The following is a 17,538-nucleotide window of genomic DNA, read 5'->3' on the forward strand; positions in this document are numbered from 1 at the left end:
AATAATATTCCCTATTCGGTTCCTGTTTTGCGTCTTTGCGCCTTTGCGAGCAACTGTTTCACGCAAAGACGCAGAGGCGCAAAGTTTTGTTTTCCTGAATTCCTAAATACTTGTTTTATAAGAATTTTACGATAGTATAAAACATTTTAATATATTTGGTTTCAGACGATTAAATATAACTAACCACAATCAATAGCTATATCGCTATCTACAATCCTAAACTGAATGAAAAAAACACTACTCCCAATCTTTATCCTTATTTCATTTCTATCCAACGCACAAAGCATAGAAGAAAAAATAGCTAAAAAAGCATGCGAATGTGAAGAACAAAAAACTAAAATTGGCGAAGAGGCTTACAGGAGCTGTATTGCCGATATCGTAAAAGAAGCCATTGCTACAGAAGAAGATCCCAAAACCCGGGAAGAAGTAAACACGGTTGAAGGACTCATGGCACTGCTCCCAAAAGTCAAAAGCCTTTTGCCTGAAATTTGCGACAAGGTAAAAGGGCAAAAATCAGATGAAAAAAGGAAGCTGTTCTATTCTGATTCAAAAATTGAAAGCGCACAAAATGCTTATATCATTGCGAAAGATTTTATGAGTAAGAACCAATACAAACCTGCCATTGAAAACTTTTTGACAGCAATTAAAAATGACGAAAAATTTGTCCTGGCTTATGATGATTTGGCCGTCTGTTACAGACAACTTGAAAAGTATAACGATGCTATAAAATATTATAAAAAGTCACTCGAAATTTATCCAGAAGGCGACTTTGCCCTAATGAATATTGCCGTTGTCTATTCTTTAAAATCTGATTTTAAAACCGCCATCCAATATTATGAAAAACTCATACAGTTTTATCCTGAAAATGCCGAAGGTTATTTTGGAGCCGGAAAAAACTATCTTTTAATGAAGAATTACGAAAAAGCACTAAACAATATATTCACAGCACACCGCATCTATACCGAAGAAAACTCCAAATACGCTAAAGACTCTGAAGTAGTTATAGGAGCGATTTACCAAAAACTACAGGAAGAAAACAAAGAAGATTTGTTTAAAAAGATTGCTAAGGAGCATAATATTCAGTTGAATTAATATTTATGAAGAAAATATATCTAATACTTTTATTATTGGTTTCAATTCCAACTTTTTCTCAACAAAAAAGTGAAAAAGAAATTCTCGGATATTCTTGCGGATATTCAGGTGAGCCAACCTCAGTAATTATAAAGTTTGACAACCTTCTGTATGAAAAAAAATACAAATCAATTAAGGCATTATTATACTCTAAAATTCCTGTAGAAAATTTTCTTGCAGTAGTTATCAGTAAAAAATTAGCCGATAAAAAGAATATCACATTAACGAAATCCGAAATGGAAAGAATTGACGAATTACACAAATCAACAGAAAAAGTTCCAATATGTGGTGGCTGTACCTATTATATAGAAATAGAGTTAAAAGAATTGCTGAACTCAAAAAAAGAAGTAAATGGAGTTACGAGTTATTTTTTTGATTAAGAAAACTTAAGCCGAGATAGCATACAGGTATGAAGAAACTGAAATACAAGAGAAAACGGCAAAAGCAGAAACAACTGAATGACTGTTAGTATTATTTTCTTGAAAAAATTATACTTTGAATTAGATTAGTACAAATAGCGGATATTAATTAAAAACGCAAGCTATATGACAATACACCTAAAAACGATACTTCTTATGGGACTTTTTTGTTTTTTATTTGGCTGCAAGAACACAGATAAAACACAGCAAACAAACGCTCAGGTTAAATTGGAAAACATTACAGCCCGACTTGATCCGGAAGAAGGGTGGCGCGATATTTTTCTCAAAATAACTTCCGATACCAAAACAGACTCATCACATATTTATATTGCCAAAGGACTTTACAGCAATAAAACAGTTGGCTTACAAATTGAGGTAAGCTCAAAAATTGGCGCAGGCATAATCAATGGTGGACTTGAAGGAGATTCTGGCTTTGTATCTAATGCTGTCCAACTAACATCCATCGGACAAGAAAGTGATGAATTAGTAAAAGCATTGGCTGAATTATATGGCTTTCCAACAAACAAAGGATTTACAAAAGAAACAATTTCAACAACCGCATTTTCACTTAACGAGACACCTGTCAATCTCGACAAAAACGGATATTATAAACTAAAACTATTCTTCGAAGAAGACGATGAAAACTTATACTCAGAGCTATATCTCAATATAAATACTGAGGAAAAAGAAATTGAAATACACGAAAAAGACGAAGAATACAGGGAACCAATTATAACAGTATGGACAAAATAGTCTAGTTGTTTTCTAAATAAAAAAGTCGACAAGACAAATAATACACCGTAACATCATGAAAAAATCCATTTACTTTCTTCTATCAGTATTACTTTTAAATAGCTGCAATAAACAAGAAACGGCAAAAACAGAAATAGACGCGCCTGACTTTGAAGGAAGTGTTGAATATCGATTAAAATTCATTCCTAATCCCGGAAAAAACGTTGATACTCTAAAATTAAAAAAGGAATTTGGAGAAAAGAGTGTATTACTAATTAAGCAAGGAGCCATTAAACGAATCAATGAATCGGAGCAGATGTCCTTACAACTCTATCTTCCAAAAGAAAACCGATTATACTTTACTAATAAAACTGAACCCGGAACCCTATTCTATTACCGATGTGATAAAACCGACAACAAAGACTTCACATCCAAAATTATTAAAAACGCAGCTATTATTGCAGGCTACAACTGTGACAAACTAATCTATACCGATGAATTTGGGCAAAAAATTGACTACTATTTTGCTCCCGAATTAAAGATGGATCCTAAATATACCAAAGACTATACTTTTCTGAATAAAAATAAAATAGCCGAAATAATGAAATCTGTTTTCCTGAGACAGGATTTTAAAATAGACGAATATACGTTAGTCACAGAAGCCGTTAAAGTAGAAAAAATGAAAATTGATGATAAGGAGTTTGATAAGCCTAAATATGAAATGATAAGAGAAAAATAATTTTAAAACCGCTTTAAGGCGGTTTTTGTTTTTTTATTATTTGACAAAACAGTTTGTCGTTAAAATGTGCCTTTTATCAAATTTTTAGTAAGAATTTACTTTGAACATAATATTTTAATATATTTGATTTCAAACGCTTCAATAATTCATATTATGAAAATCAAATCAATTACAGAAAGAACATTTTATTCAAGAAACATTCAAAAGCATGAAATGGCAAGTATGTTAGGTAAAGAAGAAAAATGGTTTGAAGAAAGTGACAATAATCTCTTGGCAACAATTATAAGGGATAAAGTTGATAATGATTGGGCTTATATGATTTTAGCCAAAGAAAGGAATGATGAATATCGTGCTGTTGAAGTTGATGTTTCTTTTCAAACTATGGAAGTAGCAGAAAATCAATTAATGATAAAATTAAATAAATTGATTACTAGTGGCGAGTACAAGGAAGAATTATATTCTGATAATGAAACTTCAGAAACAAGCTCTAGTTTAATAATCACTGACATTAATGAAGAAGTAAAAAAATATTTAAAAAAGCATCCTGAAAAGCTACATGATCTTAGCCCACGAAAATTTGAAGAATTGGTCGCAAGTATTTTAGAAGATATGGGGCTAGATGTAACTTTAACAAAAGAGACAAGAGATGGAGGAAGTGACATTATTGCAAGAGTAAAAAATTCAATTGCCAGTTTTTTAATATTAGTAGAGTGTAAAAAATATTCTCCTGAACATAAAGTAAATGTTGGTATAATAAGAGAAGTGGCTGGAGTGCATAGCTTAAAAGAACCTTCAAAAAGTATTATTGTAACTACAAGTACCTTCACGAAAGACGCAATTAAAGAAGCTGCATTACATAAAGAGAAAATAGAATTAAAGGATTATTATAATTTAAAAGACTGGTTAAATACATACTAATTGGCGAGGGATACCTATCAAAAATTTAAGTAATAATTTTGGGTTATCTCCTATTATCATAAATTTTCGAGCTTACACAATTACTCAAACAAATTATTTAAAAATTATGCAAGAAGAAGAATTAGAATTATCAAATATTGAACAAGTTGATTCAAGTGAACAAGACTATGAAAATGATGATCTATTTAATATAACTTCATGGGGAGCTGATATGTCATTTAGAGAATTAATTAATATGTATGACGATGATGAACTTTTAAAACCTGAATTACAAAGAAAATATGTTTGGGAAAAAGTTGAAGCGAGTAGATTTATAGAATCTATTCTATTAGGCCTTCCCATCCCATCAATTTTTTTGGCAAATACACCTGAAAATAATAAATTAATTATTGACGGCTATCAAAGAATAATGACCGTATATGATTATGTTAAAAAAGGTATCTTCTCAAAAGACGGAAAAACATTTAAACTTACCAATAACGAAAAGATAAATTATCGATGGAGAGGAAAATCATTTAACGAACTTGATGAATTCGATCAAAAAAAAATAAGGCAAACTACTATCCATGCAATAATTTTTGAGCAAAAACATCCGAAAGATAGTGATTCAAGTCTTTTTCAAATTTTTGAAAGAATAAATACGAGTGGAAAAATATTAAAACCTCAAGAAATAAGAAATTGTGTTTATCAAGGTAAATTAAATTCATTATTATTTGAGTTAAATACGAATGAAACTTGGAGAAATTTATTTGGTTCGGATATTGAAGACTCAAGAATGAACGATTTAGAATTTATTTTGCGATTTTTTGCTCTTTCTGATGAAGATATTAAATCAAAAAGTGAAGGTCAAATTTCATTAAAATTATTTTTAAATAATTTTATGGGTAAAAAATCAAACAACAGTAAAGTTTTTGTTGAAACAAAAAGACATGAATTTGAAACAACAATGAGTTTTATATATTCACATATTGGCTCAAATGCTTTTAGAAACCTAAATGCTGAAAATAATTATCAAACAAGATTCCATCCCACAATTTTCGACTCTATTTCAATTGCAACCAATTATGCAATAAATATAAAAAAAAGTAAAGTAAATGTGGAAATTTTGAAGCAACAACATAAAAAGTTATTGCTACACCCTGATTTTAAAATTTATACGTCTACAAGAACTACAAATATTGAGCATATTAATGGCAGAATAAATTTAGCCTGTCAAATTTTATTTGGTATTAACTATGAATAATCAGACGGCACAAATATTAGCTAACGAGTGCGATGACGATTTAGCTAGAATCGAAAAAATAATAGATGTTTTAACCAATACAAATCCAGCAGTTCCGTTTTTAACAAAATACTCTATTATTAAAGCTTGCGGGACATTAGAACAGTGTTTCAAAATTATAATATCAGATTTTTGCACCCATAATCAAAATTCTCAAACAAAGAAATTTATAGACATCACATTTAGAGAAAGTTCTATAAACCCAAATATAGATAATATACATAAATCTCTATCAAGATTTGACTCAACGTGGAATAATACATTTAAAAATTTATTAAGAGCAGATCCAAACATTCATCGAATTAAATCCTCAATATCTTCTTTAAATAACGCAAGAAACCAATTCGCTCATGGAGGAAATCCAGGAGTAACATTTAATGATGTGAAAGATTATTTTGATGATGCAAAAATAATAATTGACTACATCGATCAGTCAGTTAAATAAAAAAACCGCTTCCCAGCGGTTTTTTTATATTTCCTCAACTCCTTCCCACAAACACTTCACACCAAAAAGCGCGCGCTTTTCGTCAGCATTTATAGAAATATCAGAATGATATAAAGCCATATCATGTACCAATTTTAACGACTTCGACAATTCCGAAGCGCCATAAAACAAAACAAATTCAATAAATTCAGATTGAGACGGTGTAAGCCACACCTTTACCTTTGATACGTTTCGTGTATTACCCGCTGTGTCGGCTGAAGGATTCAGCTCGTCACCTTGACTTTTAAACGTTTGCATACTGTATGGATTATAAATTGATAAAAAAAAGAGAGGTCACCGCAAACGTTATTGAATGTTATTTCAATAAGTCTCGGGACTTTCACCCGTTTGCCTCTCCCAAGGTACATTTCAAGTTGAATTTGATGAAATAACATAAAAAAAATAAAATAACGTTTGCATTACAAACATACATCTTATTTAAACACATAGCCGTTTGTAATCATTTATATACGGATAATTACAAAACAATATCATCTATTAATTTAAGAAGCCATAACTCCCAAACTCCCACCAATCTTCAAAGCACATTTTTCTCCATCAATTGCTGCCGAAATAATTCCTCCGGCATAACCTGCACCTTCTCCACACGGATAGAGCCCTTTGATTTGCACATGTTCTAACGAAAAGTTATCTCTTGGAATACGCACCGGCGAGGATGTTCTTGATTCCGGTGCATGCAAAATAGCTTCGTTGGTCATATAACCCCGCATGGATTTGCCAAACTGCACAAATCCTTCACGCATAATCTGCGTTAAAAAGCCCGGAAAAACCTGTCCCAATTCTACCGGAGTGGTTCCCGGAACATAGGATGTTTTTGGAATATCGGCAGAAACCTTGCTTTGCGTAAAATCAACCATACGTTGTGCCGGAACCCGTTGGGTTTCGCCCGCCAAATGCCAGGCACGCTGTTCGATGCTTTTTTGGAATTCCATTCCGGCCAAAGCACCAAATTTGGCAAACGGTTTAAAATCTTCCAGTTTTAGTTCGACTACAATTCCTGAATTGGCTGTTTCCTGGTCGCGTTTGGATGGCGACCAACCATTCGTCACTACTTCACCCGGACTTGTAGCACAAGGCGCAATCACGCCACCCGGACACATACAAAACGAATACATTCCCCTGCCGTTCACCTGTTTTACGATAGAGTATGGCGCTGGCGGAAGATAATCACCACGGAAATCGCAACTGTACTGTATGCTGTCAATCAACGTTTGCGGGTGTTCCGCACGTACGCCCAAGGCAAAAGGCTTGGCCTCGATAAAAATTTTCTTTCGGTCAAGCAGTTCAAAAATATCCCTTGCCGAATGGCCTGTAGCCAATATGATTTTTGAAGCTTTTATAATGTCGCCCTTTTGGGTTTCTACTCCTTCTACTTCGTTGTTTTTTACTAAAATATCGGTCACGCGAGTGTCAAACAAAACGACACCGCCAAACTCGATAATCTTTTCGCGCATGGCCTTGATGATTTTCGGCAGCTTGTTGGTCCCGATATGCGGATGCGCTTCTACCAGAATTTCTTCCGAAGCTCCAAAGCCTACGAACAATTCCAAAATACGGTCTACATCGCCACGTTTTTTAGAACGCGTATATAATTTACCGTCAGAATAAGTTCCGGCTCCGCCTTCGCCATAACAATAGTTAGAATCTTCGTTTACAATATGGTCTCTGTTGATGGCTTTCAAATCACGGCGTCTTTCCTGCACGTCTTTGCCACGTTCCAATACAATAGGTTTTAGTCCCAATTCAATCAATTGCAAGGCCGCAAAAAGCCCCGCAGGTCCTGCTCCAATAACAATTACTTCCTGCTTGCCGGACACATCTTTATACTCCGGAAGGGCAATTTTGGTTTCCTGAAAATCTTCTTTCCAATAGGCCTGAATCTTCAGATTAATTTTGATGGCTTTTTGCCGGGCGTCAATAGAACGTTTCAATATGGCAATATGTCTGATTTCGGCAGGATTTACCTGCATCAGCCTGGCAACATGGTCGGTCAATAATTGTGAATTGGCAGCCACTTCGGGCGCTACTTGTATTTGAAATTCTCTTGGCATGGGACAAAGGTAGAAAAAGGATTATTTTTTACCATAATTTAATGGTTTTTCATAAATCAGAGATTGTAAAATAAAAAAGGTTCAGCTTTCGCCAAACCTTTTTATAAAAACTAAAATATAATTTTATTTCTTGATAAACTTGTAGTTCATCACCTGATTACCTACTTCCATTTTCACGAAATACATTCCTGTTTGCAGTTCAGAAACTGGAATAGAAGTCGTACTTGCAGCATTTGGAACCTGTTTTACCAACATTCCGTTAATGGAGTATATCGCAATGTTTGAAATCACTTCGTTGGTTCTGTTATCAATGTTTAAAAGATTTGAAGCCGGGTTTGGATATAATGAAATCAAGTTGTTAAGAGCATGTTCGTTAACACCCAAAGCCACTGCCCTCTCTAAGAAGTCAGGCAGACCGTTATTGTTAGTATCATCGTCGGCCGGGTTATTGTTTCTGTTATAATCCTCATTGATTGTCAGGACACCATCACCGTCATCATCATTATCTAAATAGTTTGGAATACCGTCATTATCTGTATCTAAAGCAGAATTGGCAGCATCTGAATTTCTTCCCGAAGTAAATACATATTCAAAAGAAGTCAGCACCATATCACCATCATCATCATTGTCAAGGAAGTTTGGAATACCGTCACCATCCGTATCATCATTTTCAAGATTTCCGTCACCATTCAGGTCTTCAGAAGCTGTTGCTACTGTATCCAAATCATAATCCACATTACAATTAATGGCTCTAAGAATTATTTTTGTAATCTGTCCATTATTTTCAGCGTAAATAGTTTGATCAGGATAGAGATTGCTGTAAGTTAACATTATCGGACTAACTTGATTATACAAATCTGCTAAAGTTTCATAAAACTCCATATTAGGAGCCGCTAAATCATCTTTAACTACCTGAAGATTGAACGTTTCAAGACCGTCTGAGTTAGCGTCACATTTTGTGTATTTATACGTATTTACTTCTGACGGAAGGCTAAATCTCCAGCCTTCCTGAGTTGCTGACCATGAACCTGAGTTTCTTCCGGGAGGTGTCAATGCCATAGTTCCTGTTTCATTGACTATCCCTGTCACAGCCATTCCGTTATTCCATGCAGTACAACTTGGCTTGCTTATGATCTGTACATCGATAGTGTTTAATGTTTCATAAAGTACTGCCTGAAATGTACTTTTCTGAGCTGAGCAAGGACCATATTGAGGCTGGTTAATAAACATCAGAATGAATTTTCTGTAAGGGGCTGCACCTACGATTGAGTAGGAAATGGTTCCCGTTCCACCGCTATTATTCAAATCGTGATAACAGGCCAGAATTGCGTTTTTAATTCCAAATCCTGCATTTGGGATTGGAGTTGTAATCTGCCACGGTCCGTTTTGATTGGCCAGATTTGTCCTAAAATCGATGTATCCGTTTGAAGATACAACTAATTGATTATAGGTGTTGCCATAAAAAGTAAAGTTAAACGGCAATGTTATGACCGGCGAATTACGGTCATCCACATTAAATAATGGCGTTGGCGACACCAAAGTATAGGCCTGGTGTGGAATTGCTGACACCGTGTATTGTGCATTTCCTTTGGTTGAAAGGAAAAGCAAGGGAAGCAATACACCAAATAATTTCTTAGTTAAGTAGTTGTTTATCATACGTTTGTTTTATTCAAATATATAAAAAATATTACTTGTCATTATTTTTTTCTTCATAAGCCCGCAACGCAAAAGAAGCCAGCCAATGCTCGCCTTCATAGTTTCCATCGACTACAGAAGGCAGGGAAAAATCCAGATGTTTGTCGGCTGCATCCTTTAAATACCAAAACTCTTTCGGATATTGTTTGATTAAGGAATATAAGTTCCAGGCACGGCTAAAGTTTAATCCGTCTAAGTGTACCAGATGTCCGTCTGTGCGATCTGAAACTTTTGCCACATCCCACGTAAACCTTTTATTAAAAAGCGATGGCGCAAAGCTTTTCATCCATTTGAGGAATTCTTCACGGGGCAGAATACGCTGCATGATACCCATTTCTTCCAGACAAGGCGAAAGAAAATCGGTTCCGCTGGGTTCCCATGCAAAAGGGCAGTCTTTATCGTTTTGAAATAAGCGCATCGCATTTACCCAAATACTTTTTTGCAAAGCCTGATTATTGGAATGTACCGCATAATCCCAGGCAAAGTTCAATCCGAAAGCTGTATTGGCATGTGTTCCAGCCCGTACCGGATATAATAGCTTTGGCAAAAATTCGATATATCGTGTGATGATAATATCCGACAGCGGCTTCAAATTATCTGCCAGTTCTTTTGCATACGGTTCGTTTGAAGTTTCCAGTTCCAATTGCAGTTTCAGCAACCATGCCCAGCCGTAAGTACGTTCAAAAGACTTTTCATGTTCTTTGGAAAGATAGGCTACTTCCTGTTGTATGTTTTCTTTAGAGAGGTTTACCTTTAATTTCTGTATGATTTCATCACGTTTGTCTAAATCCGGAAATCGCTTTAGCAGATAAACCAAACTCCAGTGTCCGTGAACGGAGGAATGCCAGTCAAAACAGCCGTAAAATGCCGGATGCAATTTTTTAGGCGATTGTAGTTCTGTAGCATCCTGTAATAATTGTCCTAATTTGTTAGGATATTCCTGTTGCAGACATTTGATGGGTAAGGTAGCGAGATGGTTTGCTTTTTCTAAAGTCAGTTCCTGTGAAAAACTGAATTGAAAACAAAAAAGAAAGAGATAGTGGGATATTTTCATGATACATCTTTTCCCAAATATAAACTTTATTGACTATCTGAAACGTATACCAAAAACAAATTTCAATAATTTTTGCGCCTTTGCGCCTTTGAGTGAAATAGTGGCTCGCAAAGGCGCTAAGACGCAAAATTTGATGTTAGTGATTTGAACTTTTACCACTTATTGCATACAAAAAAAAGAACAAGCCAGTATAAGTTTGTAGATTTGTAATCCAAAAAATAATAAAAGAATGTCAAGAAGAATAAAGCTGATTTGGGATTTCAGGGGACCTGCCGGCACCAAAACTGCTGAACATCATGAAATCCACCTTAAAGAATTTATCGAAGCTGAAAAGCTCCCGCTTAACATCACCGGATTCGAAACCTTACACGAAATGCACGCCATTGCTTTTATGGTTGTGGAAGAAGAGAATATGATTGCGGTTAGAGATGCTTTGAAACCGCATAGAGGGGAAATCTGGGAAGAATAATTTTTGATTTGTGATTTAAGATTTTTGATTTAGAAGTGGATAATGAAAATAGTTGATAGTTTTTAGTGGATAGTCGATAGTTGAGAGAGAATAGTTGATAGGGGATAGTTTTGGAAGTGAGTCCAAAAAAAATTTCAGAAAACAATGCTGCCCTCTGAAATCTTAAATCTAAAGTCTTAAATCTCAAATCCTAAATCCCTAATTCGCCACTTCACTAATAAACTTAATGCGCATCAAACGAAGTTCTTCGATGTCATAATCGCCATCAAATTCCTTAAGGGCGTCTTTTATATTGTCGGAATCGGATTCCATAAAATATTCATGGATTTCTTCCTGTTGGTCTTCGTCTAAAATATCGTCAATCCAGTATTTGATATTCAGTTTGGTGCCGGAATAGACAATCTGCTCCATTTCTTTTAGCAAAACGTCCATATCCAATCCTTTGGCTTTTGCGATATCGTTTAGGGAAAGTTTTCTGTCTACGTTTTGGATGATGTATAATTTCAAAGCCGAATTCGCTCCTGTCGATTTTACAACCAAATCATCCGGACGGATAATGTCATTATCTTCCACATAACGTCCAATCAGCTCAACAAAATCTTTACCGTATTTCTTGGCTTTTCCTTCTCCAACACCGTGAACGCTACCTAATTCTTCAATAGAAACCGGATATTTCAAGGCCATATCTTCCAATGACGGATCCTGGAATACCACAAATGGCGGTACACCCAGTTTTTTGGCTACTTTTTTACGCAAATCGCGCAGCATGCCCATCAAAACCTCATCGGCCGTACCCGAAGATTTGGCTGCTGTAACGATAGCCTCGTCCTCTGATTCGTTATAATCATGGTCTTCAGACATCATAAAGGAAGCCGGGTTTTTGATAAAATCCGCTCCTTTTTCTGTAAGTTTTAATATGCCGTAAGTTTCAATATCTTTTGACAGATAACCGTCTACCAAAACCTGACGGATTAAAGCCATCCAGTAACGCTCATCAAAATCGGCACCGCTACCAAAGAAACTCTGCGCATCGGTTTTATGCGCTTTGATGGTAGCGTTGATTTTGCCAATCAGGGTGAAAATAATTTCTTTTGATTTGTATAGATGTTTGGTATCGCGAACAATCTTCAGCAATTTAACCACCTGGTCTTTTGCCTCGACTTTTTTCTTCGGATTCCTTACGTTGTCGTCCATATCGGCACCTTCGCCTGTTTCGCTGTCGAATTCTTCTCCAAAGTAATGCAATAAGAATTTCCTTCTCGACATGGAAGTTTCAGCATAGGCAACCACTTCCTGCAAAAGTGCAAAACCTATTTCCTGTTCGGCCACCGGTTTTCCGGCCATAAATTTTTCCAACTTTTCTACGTCTTTATACGAATAATAAGCCAGGCAATGACCTTCGCCGCCGTCACGCCCTGCCCTACCGGTTTCCTGATAATAGCTTTCCAATGATTTTGGAATGTCGTGGTGAATGACAAAGCGAACATCCGGCTTGTCGATTCCCATTCCGAAAGCAATTGTTGCTACTACTACGTCAACATCTTCCATCAGGAACATATCCTGATGTTTGGCACGTGTCTTGGCATCAAGTCCTGCATGATACGGAACCGCACTGATTCCGTTTACCTGCAAAACCTGCGCTATTTCCTCTACCTTTTTACGGCTAAGGCAATAGATGATTCCTGATTTTCCTTTATGCTGTTTGATGAACCGGATAATATCCGATTCAATATTTTTAGTTTTTGTGCGTACTTCATAAAACAAATTCGGACGGTTGAACGATGCCTTGAAAGTCTTGGCATTGACCATATCCAGGTTCTTCAGAATGTCTTCCTGTACTTTTGGCGTGGCCGTAGCCGTGAGTCCGATTACGGGAATATCTCCCAGTTGTTTGATGATGGTACGGAGGTTTCGGTATTCCGGGCGGAAATCGTGTCCCCATTCCGAAATACAGTGTGCTTCGTCAATCGCCACAAAAGAAAGCGGCACACTTTTGAGAAACTGTATGTATTCTTCTTTGGTAAGTGATTCCGGTGCTACGTATAATAGTTTTGTGATTCCGGAAACGATATCTTTTTTTACCTGGGCTATTTCGGTTTTTGTAAGTGATGAATTTAAAACGTGGGCGATTCCATTTTCTGAAGAAAGGCTTCGGATGGCATCCACCTGATTTTTCATAAGGGCAATCAGCGGAGAAACTACAATTGCTGTACCTTCCTTGATTAGGGCCGGAAGTTGGTAGCAGAGGGATTTTCCACCACCGGTAGGCATAATAACGAATGTATTATTTCTGTTTATGATACTCTTGACAACTTGTTCTTGCAATCCCTTAAATTGGCTAAAGCCAAAATATTTTTTTAATTCTTTGTGGATGTCAATTTCGTTTGAATTCATTCTTTTTTAATGGTATTTTACATAAATTTGCACAACATAAAGATACAACTTTCTTTTATAACCACAAATTTTATAAAAAATCTGTTTTGATAGAAAAAGAAGCAATATTGGCGTCTGCCAAAAAAACAATATTAGCTGAAAGTAAAGCAATTGCAAATCTTTCAGAACTTCTCACCAACGATTTTGCCGAAGCCGTAGAAATCATTTTCAAGTCAAAAGGTCGCCTGATTGTTACCGGAATAGGAAAAAGCGCAATCATTGCCCAAAAAATTGTGGCGACGCTCAATTCAACCGGAACACCATCCATGTTCCTGCATGCTTCCGAAGCCATTCATGGCGATTTGGGAATGGTACAGCAAGACGATGTCGTTATCTGCATTTCAAAAAGCGGTAACAGTCCGGAAATCAAAGTGCTGGTTCCGCTACTAAAACGTTTTGGAAACATTTTAATTGCGATTACCGGAAATTTAACTTCTTTTCTTGGAAAAGAATCCGATTATGTCTTAAATGCGTATGTTGAGTCAGAATGTGACCCAATTAACCTTGCCCCTACCAACAGCACAACGGCTCAACTCGTTATTGGCGATGCCCTGGCTGTGGCTTTGATGGAACTTCGCGATTTTAAGAGCGAGGATTTTGCCAAATACCATCCGGGTGGTGCGTTAGGAAAAAAACTGTTGCTTCGCGTAAAAGATATGCTCGACACGACTCACAGACCTGTTGTAGCTCCGGATTCAAGCATCAAAAAAGTTATTGTGGAAATTTCTGAAAAAAGACTGGGTGTTACAGCCGTGGTAGAAAACGACAAGGTAATAGGCATCATTACGGATGGAGATATCCGAAGAATGCTTAACGACCGTGATACTTTTAACGACCTGACGGCAAAAGACATTATGACCAAAAATCCGAAGATGATTAAATCCAGCGATATGGTTGTTGATGCGTTAAACATCCTGGAAGATTTCTCCATAACACAGCTGGTTGTTGTGGATGAAGGCAATTATTTAGGTGTAATCCACCTCCATGATATTTTAAAAGAAGGAATCGTATAAATTATGGCTAAAAATAAAAACGTAAACGAAATGTCGTTTCTGGACCATCTGGAAGAACTCCGATGGTTGTTAATCAGAAGCACATTAGCTATAGTCATCGCTTCCACTGTTGCATTCTTCTTCAGTGATTTTATTTTTGACAAAATTATATTCGGGCCAAAAGACCCTAATTTCATCACTTACCGTTGGTTTTGCGAAGTGAGTAAATTCTTCGGAAGTACGGGAGAAGGTTTTTGTGATTATAAAATTAATTTTGACGTACAGAGCCGTGTCATGTCCGGACAGTTCAATGCGCACATCTGGACCTCTATAACCGCCGGTTTTATTCTTGCCTTTCCTTTTATTTTGTGGGAATGCTGGAAATTTATCAGCCCGGCATTATACGATAAGGAAAAGAAAAATGCCAAGCTGTTCCTGGCCGTGGCTTCTTTCCTGTTTTTCCTTGGGGTTTTGTTTGGCTATTTTATCATTACGCCGCTTTCCATCAACTTCCTCGCAGGATACCAAGTAAGTACGCAAATCCACAACGATATTGATTTGGATTCCTATATCTCACTAATACGAAGCACTACGCTGTCGTGTGGTTTGGTTTTTGAATTGCCAATTGTTATGTTTTTCCTTTCCAAATTAGGATTAATAACACCTACATTTTTAAGGAAATACAGAAAATATGCCATTGTTATTATCCTTATTATTGCGGCTATTGTGACACCTCCTGATGTGGTGAGCCAGATTATTGTGACAATTCCATTATTAATATTATACGAACTCAGTATTTTTATTTCGGGCTGGGTACTAAAAAATAAGCTGAAAAATGAGCAATCTAGTTAAAGAATTCAACGATTACCGTCAGGTAATGAATGAAAAACTGCTGAATGACGACAACAAAGTCATCAAAAGGATTTTCAACCTTGATACTAACGCCTATATGGAAGGCGCATTAAATGTAAAAACCAAAGAACTGCTTGGATTGGTAGCTTCTGCCGTTTTGCGTTGCGACGATTGCGTAAAATATCATTTGGAAACCTGCTACAAGGAAGGTATCACAAAAGCGGAAATGATGGAAGCGATGAGTATTGCTACGTTAGTAGGCGGTACTATCGTAATCCCGCATTTGAGAAGAGCTTACGAATTCTGGGAAGCCCTGGAAGAAAATAAATAATTGTTAATTAGTAACCGCATTTTTCTGAATAGTCGTTTATTTGTTCGGCAATTTTATAAAGATTAAAAAATCGGAATATGATTCTAAGAGCTGACAATCTGGTCAAAACATACAAAGGAAGAAGTGTCGTAAAAGGTATTTCTGTTGAAGTAAATCAAGGAGAAATTGTAGGTCTTCTAGGGCCTAATGGTGCCGGAAAAACGACTTCTTTCTACATGATTGTAGGTTTGGTAAAGCCGAACAGCGGTAAAATCTATCTTGACGAGACTGAAATTACGGACTATCCGATGTATAAAAGAGCACAGAACGGAATTGGCTATCTGGCTCAGGAAGCTTCGGTTTTTAGAAAACTAAGCATTGAAGACAATATTATGAGCGTGCTTCAATTAACCAATCTTTCCAAACAGGAACAGGAAGCCAAAATGGAAAGCCTTATTGCCGAATTCAGCTTAGGGCATATCCGCACCAACCGAGGCGACCTGCTTTCCGGAGGTGAAAGACGCCGTACGGAAATTGCACGCGCTTTGGCAACCGATCCTAAATTTATTTTATTGGATGAACCGTTTGCCGGAGTTGACCCGGTGGCAGTAGAAGACATTCAAAGAATTGTGGCACAATTAAAAAACAAAAATATCGGAATTCTTATTACCGACCATAACGTACAGGAAACACTTGCTATTACGGATAAGACCTATCTGATGTTTGAAGGCGGTATCTTAAAGGCTGGTGTTCCGGAAGAACTGGTTCAGGACGAAATGGTGAGAAGGGTTTATTTAGGACAAAACTTTGAGTTGCGTAAGAAGAAATTGGAGTTTTAGATTTTAGATTGCAGAAAATAGATGATAGAAGATAGATAATAGACATGAAACCGGGAAGTTAGGCTTTTCGGTTTTTTTGTTTTTAGTTGATGGTGAAGTACTGAAGTTGTTTTGGTGTGCCGTTATAGATATTGACATCAACGGTTCCTTTGATGCCGGGTACGGTGGCTTTTTCTGTGAATTGCCAGAACAGCCATTCGTCTTTGATGGTTTCTTCAAAAAAATTATAGTTGGCAATCCAAAACGTATAGCCTTTAAATTCTTCTTTCAGGAAATCATTATAATAGCTTTCTCCCGAATAGATGATCGGTTTTACGTTATAGTGTTTTTCTACTTTTTTCAGCCATCGTTTCAGACCAATCTTAAGGCTGTCAATTGATTGTTCTTTGGGTAGTTTTTCAATATCCAGAACCGGCGGCAAATCGCCTTTATGGAGTTTTACAGTTTTAATGAAATTATCGGCCTGTTCAATAGAATTTTCATTCGGACGGTAATAATGATAAGCACCCCGAATCAGCTTATGTTTTTTCGCTTCCTTCCAATTGTCTTTAAAGGTAGCATCTACCCTATTTTTTCCTGCTGTGGCACGAATGAAAACAAAACCCAATGGAAATTTTTCTTCAATGGCATTTGCTTTTTCCCAATCTACATCGCCCTGGTATTCGGACACATCAAAACCGTATACTTTATTCTCATGTTTGCTTAAAACCTGATAAATCCTGACATCGGCAATACGCTTTTCTTCTGCGAGTCTCTTGTCAGTTTTAAAACTGAAATAATAGGCCAGTCCTTCACGATAATGATAGGCAGTCCCCGCAATCAAAAGGATAAAAAATGCCCACAATGAAAATTTCAATACGTTTCCGGAGAAGAAATTATTCTTCTTTTTGGATTTTCGCACTGCAGGTTTTCGTCTTGGAGCCTGTTTCTTCATTCAGTAAAAATAAATGTTTTGGAGGAAAAGTTATATCCGGAACTTAAAATTATAAAAACGCCGAATTAAGAGAATTGTTACTTTTTTCAAATGCCACAGATTAAATGATTAAAATGATTCAATTAAACCCTAAACAAATCTGTGAAAATCTGCAAAATCAGTGGCAAAAAAGATTCAACATTA

At 36.4% G+C, this 17,538-nt stretch carries 18 protein-coding genes; 12 read left to right on the forward strand and 6 right to left on the reverse strand.

All coding sequences use genetic code 11. The features are described 5' to 3' along the window. Nucleotides 1-225: 225 nt before the first annotated feature. The 7 genes from B0G92_RS14480 (at nt 226) to B0G92_RS14510 (ending at nt 5,666) form a co-directional block, all read left to right on the forward strand. Entirely contained in the window at nt 226-1,092 is an 867-nt protein-coding gene (locus B0G92_RS14480) for a tetratricopeptide repeat protein (RefSeq protein WP_101472764.1), read from the forward strand. A gap of 5 nt (nt 1,093-1,097) precedes the next feature. Then, nucleotides 1,098-1,511: a hypothetical protein gene (locus B0G92_RS14485; protein WP_101472765.1), complete on the forward strand. Its 414-nt coding sequence runs from the start codon at nt 1,098-1,100 to the stop codon at nt 1,509-1,511. A gap of 165 nt (nt 1,512-1,676) precedes the next feature. Then, nucleotides 1,677-2,303 carry a hypothetical protein gene (locus B0G92_RS14490; RefSeq protein ID WP_101472766.1) on the forward strand — a complete coding sequence of 209 codons (627 nt, stop codon included), beginning with the start codon at nt 1,677-1,679 and terminating at the stop codon, nt 2,301-2,303. A gap of 55 nt (nt 2,304-2,358) precedes the next feature. Then, nucleotides 2,359-3,021 (forward strand): hypothetical protein, encoded by a 663-nt coding sequence (locus B0G92_RS14495; RefSeq protein WP_101472767.1) that lies wholly within the window; start codon nt 2,359-2,361, stop codon nt 3,019-3,021. 153 nt (nt 3,022-3,174) lie between these two features. Further along, complete coding sequence (locus B0G92_RS14500; protein WP_101472768.1) at nt 3,175-3,939, forward strand: restriction endonuclease; 765 nt, start codon at nt 3,175-3,177, stop codon at nt 3,937-3,939. Between the two features lie 106 nt (nt 3,940-4,045). After that, nucleotides 4,046-5,182: a DUF262 domain-containing protein gene (locus B0G92_RS14505; protein WP_101472769.1), complete on the forward strand. Its 1,137-nt coding sequence runs from the start codon at nt 4,046-4,048 to the stop codon at nt 5,180-5,182. Next, nucleotides 5,175-5,666 (forward strand): HEPN domain-containing protein, encoded by a 492-nt coding sequence (locus tag B0G92_RS14510; protein ID WP_101472770.1) that lies wholly within the window; start codon nt 5,175-5,177, stop codon nt 5,664-5,666. Before B0G92_RS14505 ends, B0G92_RS14510 begins: the two co-directional genes overlap by 8 nt. 24 nt (nt 5,667-5,690) lie before the next feature. Here B0G92_RS14510 and B0G92_RS14515 read toward each other — a convergent pair whose 3' ends face one another. The 4 genes from B0G92_RS14515 to B0G92_RS14530 form a co-directional block, all read right to left on the reverse strand. Further along, on the reverse strand, nt 5,691-5,963 hold the full coding sequence (locus tag B0G92_RS14515; RefSeq protein ID WP_101472771.1) for a hypothetical protein: 273 nt from the start codon (nt 5,961-5,963) through the stop codon (nt 5,691-5,693). Nucleotides 5,964-6,208: 245 nt separating this feature from the next. Beyond that, nucleotides 6,209-7,777, reverse strand: a complete 1,569-nt coding sequence (locus B0G92_RS14520; RefSeq protein ID WP_101472772.1) for an NAD(P)/FAD-dependent oxidoreductase — start codon at nt 7,775-7,777, stop codon at nt 6,209-6,211. Between the two features lie 123 nt (nt 7,778-7,900). Continuing rightward, complete coding sequence (locus tag B0G92_RS14525; RefSeq protein ID WP_101472773.1) at nt 7,901-9,433, reverse strand: T9SS type A sorting domain-containing protein; 1,533 nt, start codon at nt 9,431-9,433, stop codon at nt 7,901-7,903. A 31-nt stretch (nt 9,434-9,464) separates the two neighbouring features. Then, the gene (locus tag B0G92_RS14530) at nt 9,465-10,526 is read right to left on the reverse strand and encodes a DUF2891 domain-containing protein (RefSeq protein ID WP_101472774.1); all 1,062 of its coding nucleotides are present in this window, start codon (nt 10,524-10,526) and stop codon (nt 9,465-9,467) included. Between the two features lie 229 nt (nt 10,527-10,755). On the opposite strand from B0G92_RS14530, the gene B0G92_RS14535 reads away from it, so the two are divergent. Then, entirely contained in the window at nt 10,756-10,995 is a 240-nt protein-coding gene (locus tag B0G92_RS14535; RefSeq protein WP_056068618.1) for a hypothetical protein, read from the forward strand. A gap of 198 nt (nt 10,996-11,193) precedes the next feature. Here the strand turns inward: B0G92_RS14535 and recQ are convergent, their stop codons facing one another. Then, a complete protein-coding gene (gene recQ / locus B0G92_RS14540) occupies nt 11,194-13,389 on the reverse strand; it encodes a DNA helicase RecQ (RefSeq protein ID WP_101472775.1) in 2,196 nt (731 codons plus the stop codon). Between the two features lie 86 nt (nt 13,390-13,475). Here recQ and B0G92_RS14545 point away from each other — a divergent pair, with 86 nt between their 5' ends. From B0G92_RS14545 to lptB, 4 genes are all read left to right on the forward strand, one after another. After that, a complete protein-coding gene (locus B0G92_RS14545; protein WP_180326457.1) occupies nt 13,476-14,441 on the forward strand; it encodes a KpsF/GutQ family sugar-phosphate isomerase in 966 nt (321 codons plus the stop codon). Between the two features lie 3 nt (nt 14,442-14,444). Then, the gene (tatC, locus tag B0G92_RS14550; protein WP_101472776.1) at nt 14,445-15,272 is read left to right on the forward strand and encodes a twin-arginine translocase subunit TatC; all 828 of its coding nucleotides are present in this window, start codon (nt 14,445-14,447) and stop codon (nt 15,270-15,272) included. Beyond that, nucleotides 15,256-15,603, forward strand: coding sequence for a carboxymuconolactone decarboxylase family protein (locus B0G92_RS14555; RefSeq protein ID WP_056068627.1), 348 nt, complete (start codon nt 15,256-15,258; stop codon nt 15,601-15,603). The genes tatC and B0G92_RS14555 overlap by 17 nt, the downstream gene beginning before the upstream one ends. A 77-nt stretch (nt 15,604-15,680) precedes the next feature. Next, nucleotides 15,681-16,421: an LPS export ABC transporter ATP-binding protein gene (lptB, locus tag B0G92_RS14560; RefSeq protein ID WP_101472777.1), complete on the forward strand. Its 741-nt coding sequence runs from the start codon at nt 15,681-15,683 to the stop codon at nt 16,419-16,421. Nucleotides 16,422-16,503: 82 nt separating this feature from the next. Here the strand turns inward: lptB and B0G92_RS14565 are convergent, their stop codons facing one another. Further along, complete coding sequence (locus B0G92_RS14565) at nt 16,504-17,355, reverse strand: glycoside hydrolase family 25 protein (RefSeq protein WP_101472778.1); 852 nt, start codon at nt 17,353-17,355, stop codon at nt 16,504-16,506. Nucleotides 17,356-17,538: the final 183 nt, after the last annotated feature.

This window comes from Flavobacterium lindanitolerans (assembly GCF_002846575.1).
Lineage (GTDB): Bacteria > Bacteroidota > Bacteroidia > Flavobacteriales > Flavobacteriaceae > Flavobacterium > Flavobacterium lindanitolerans.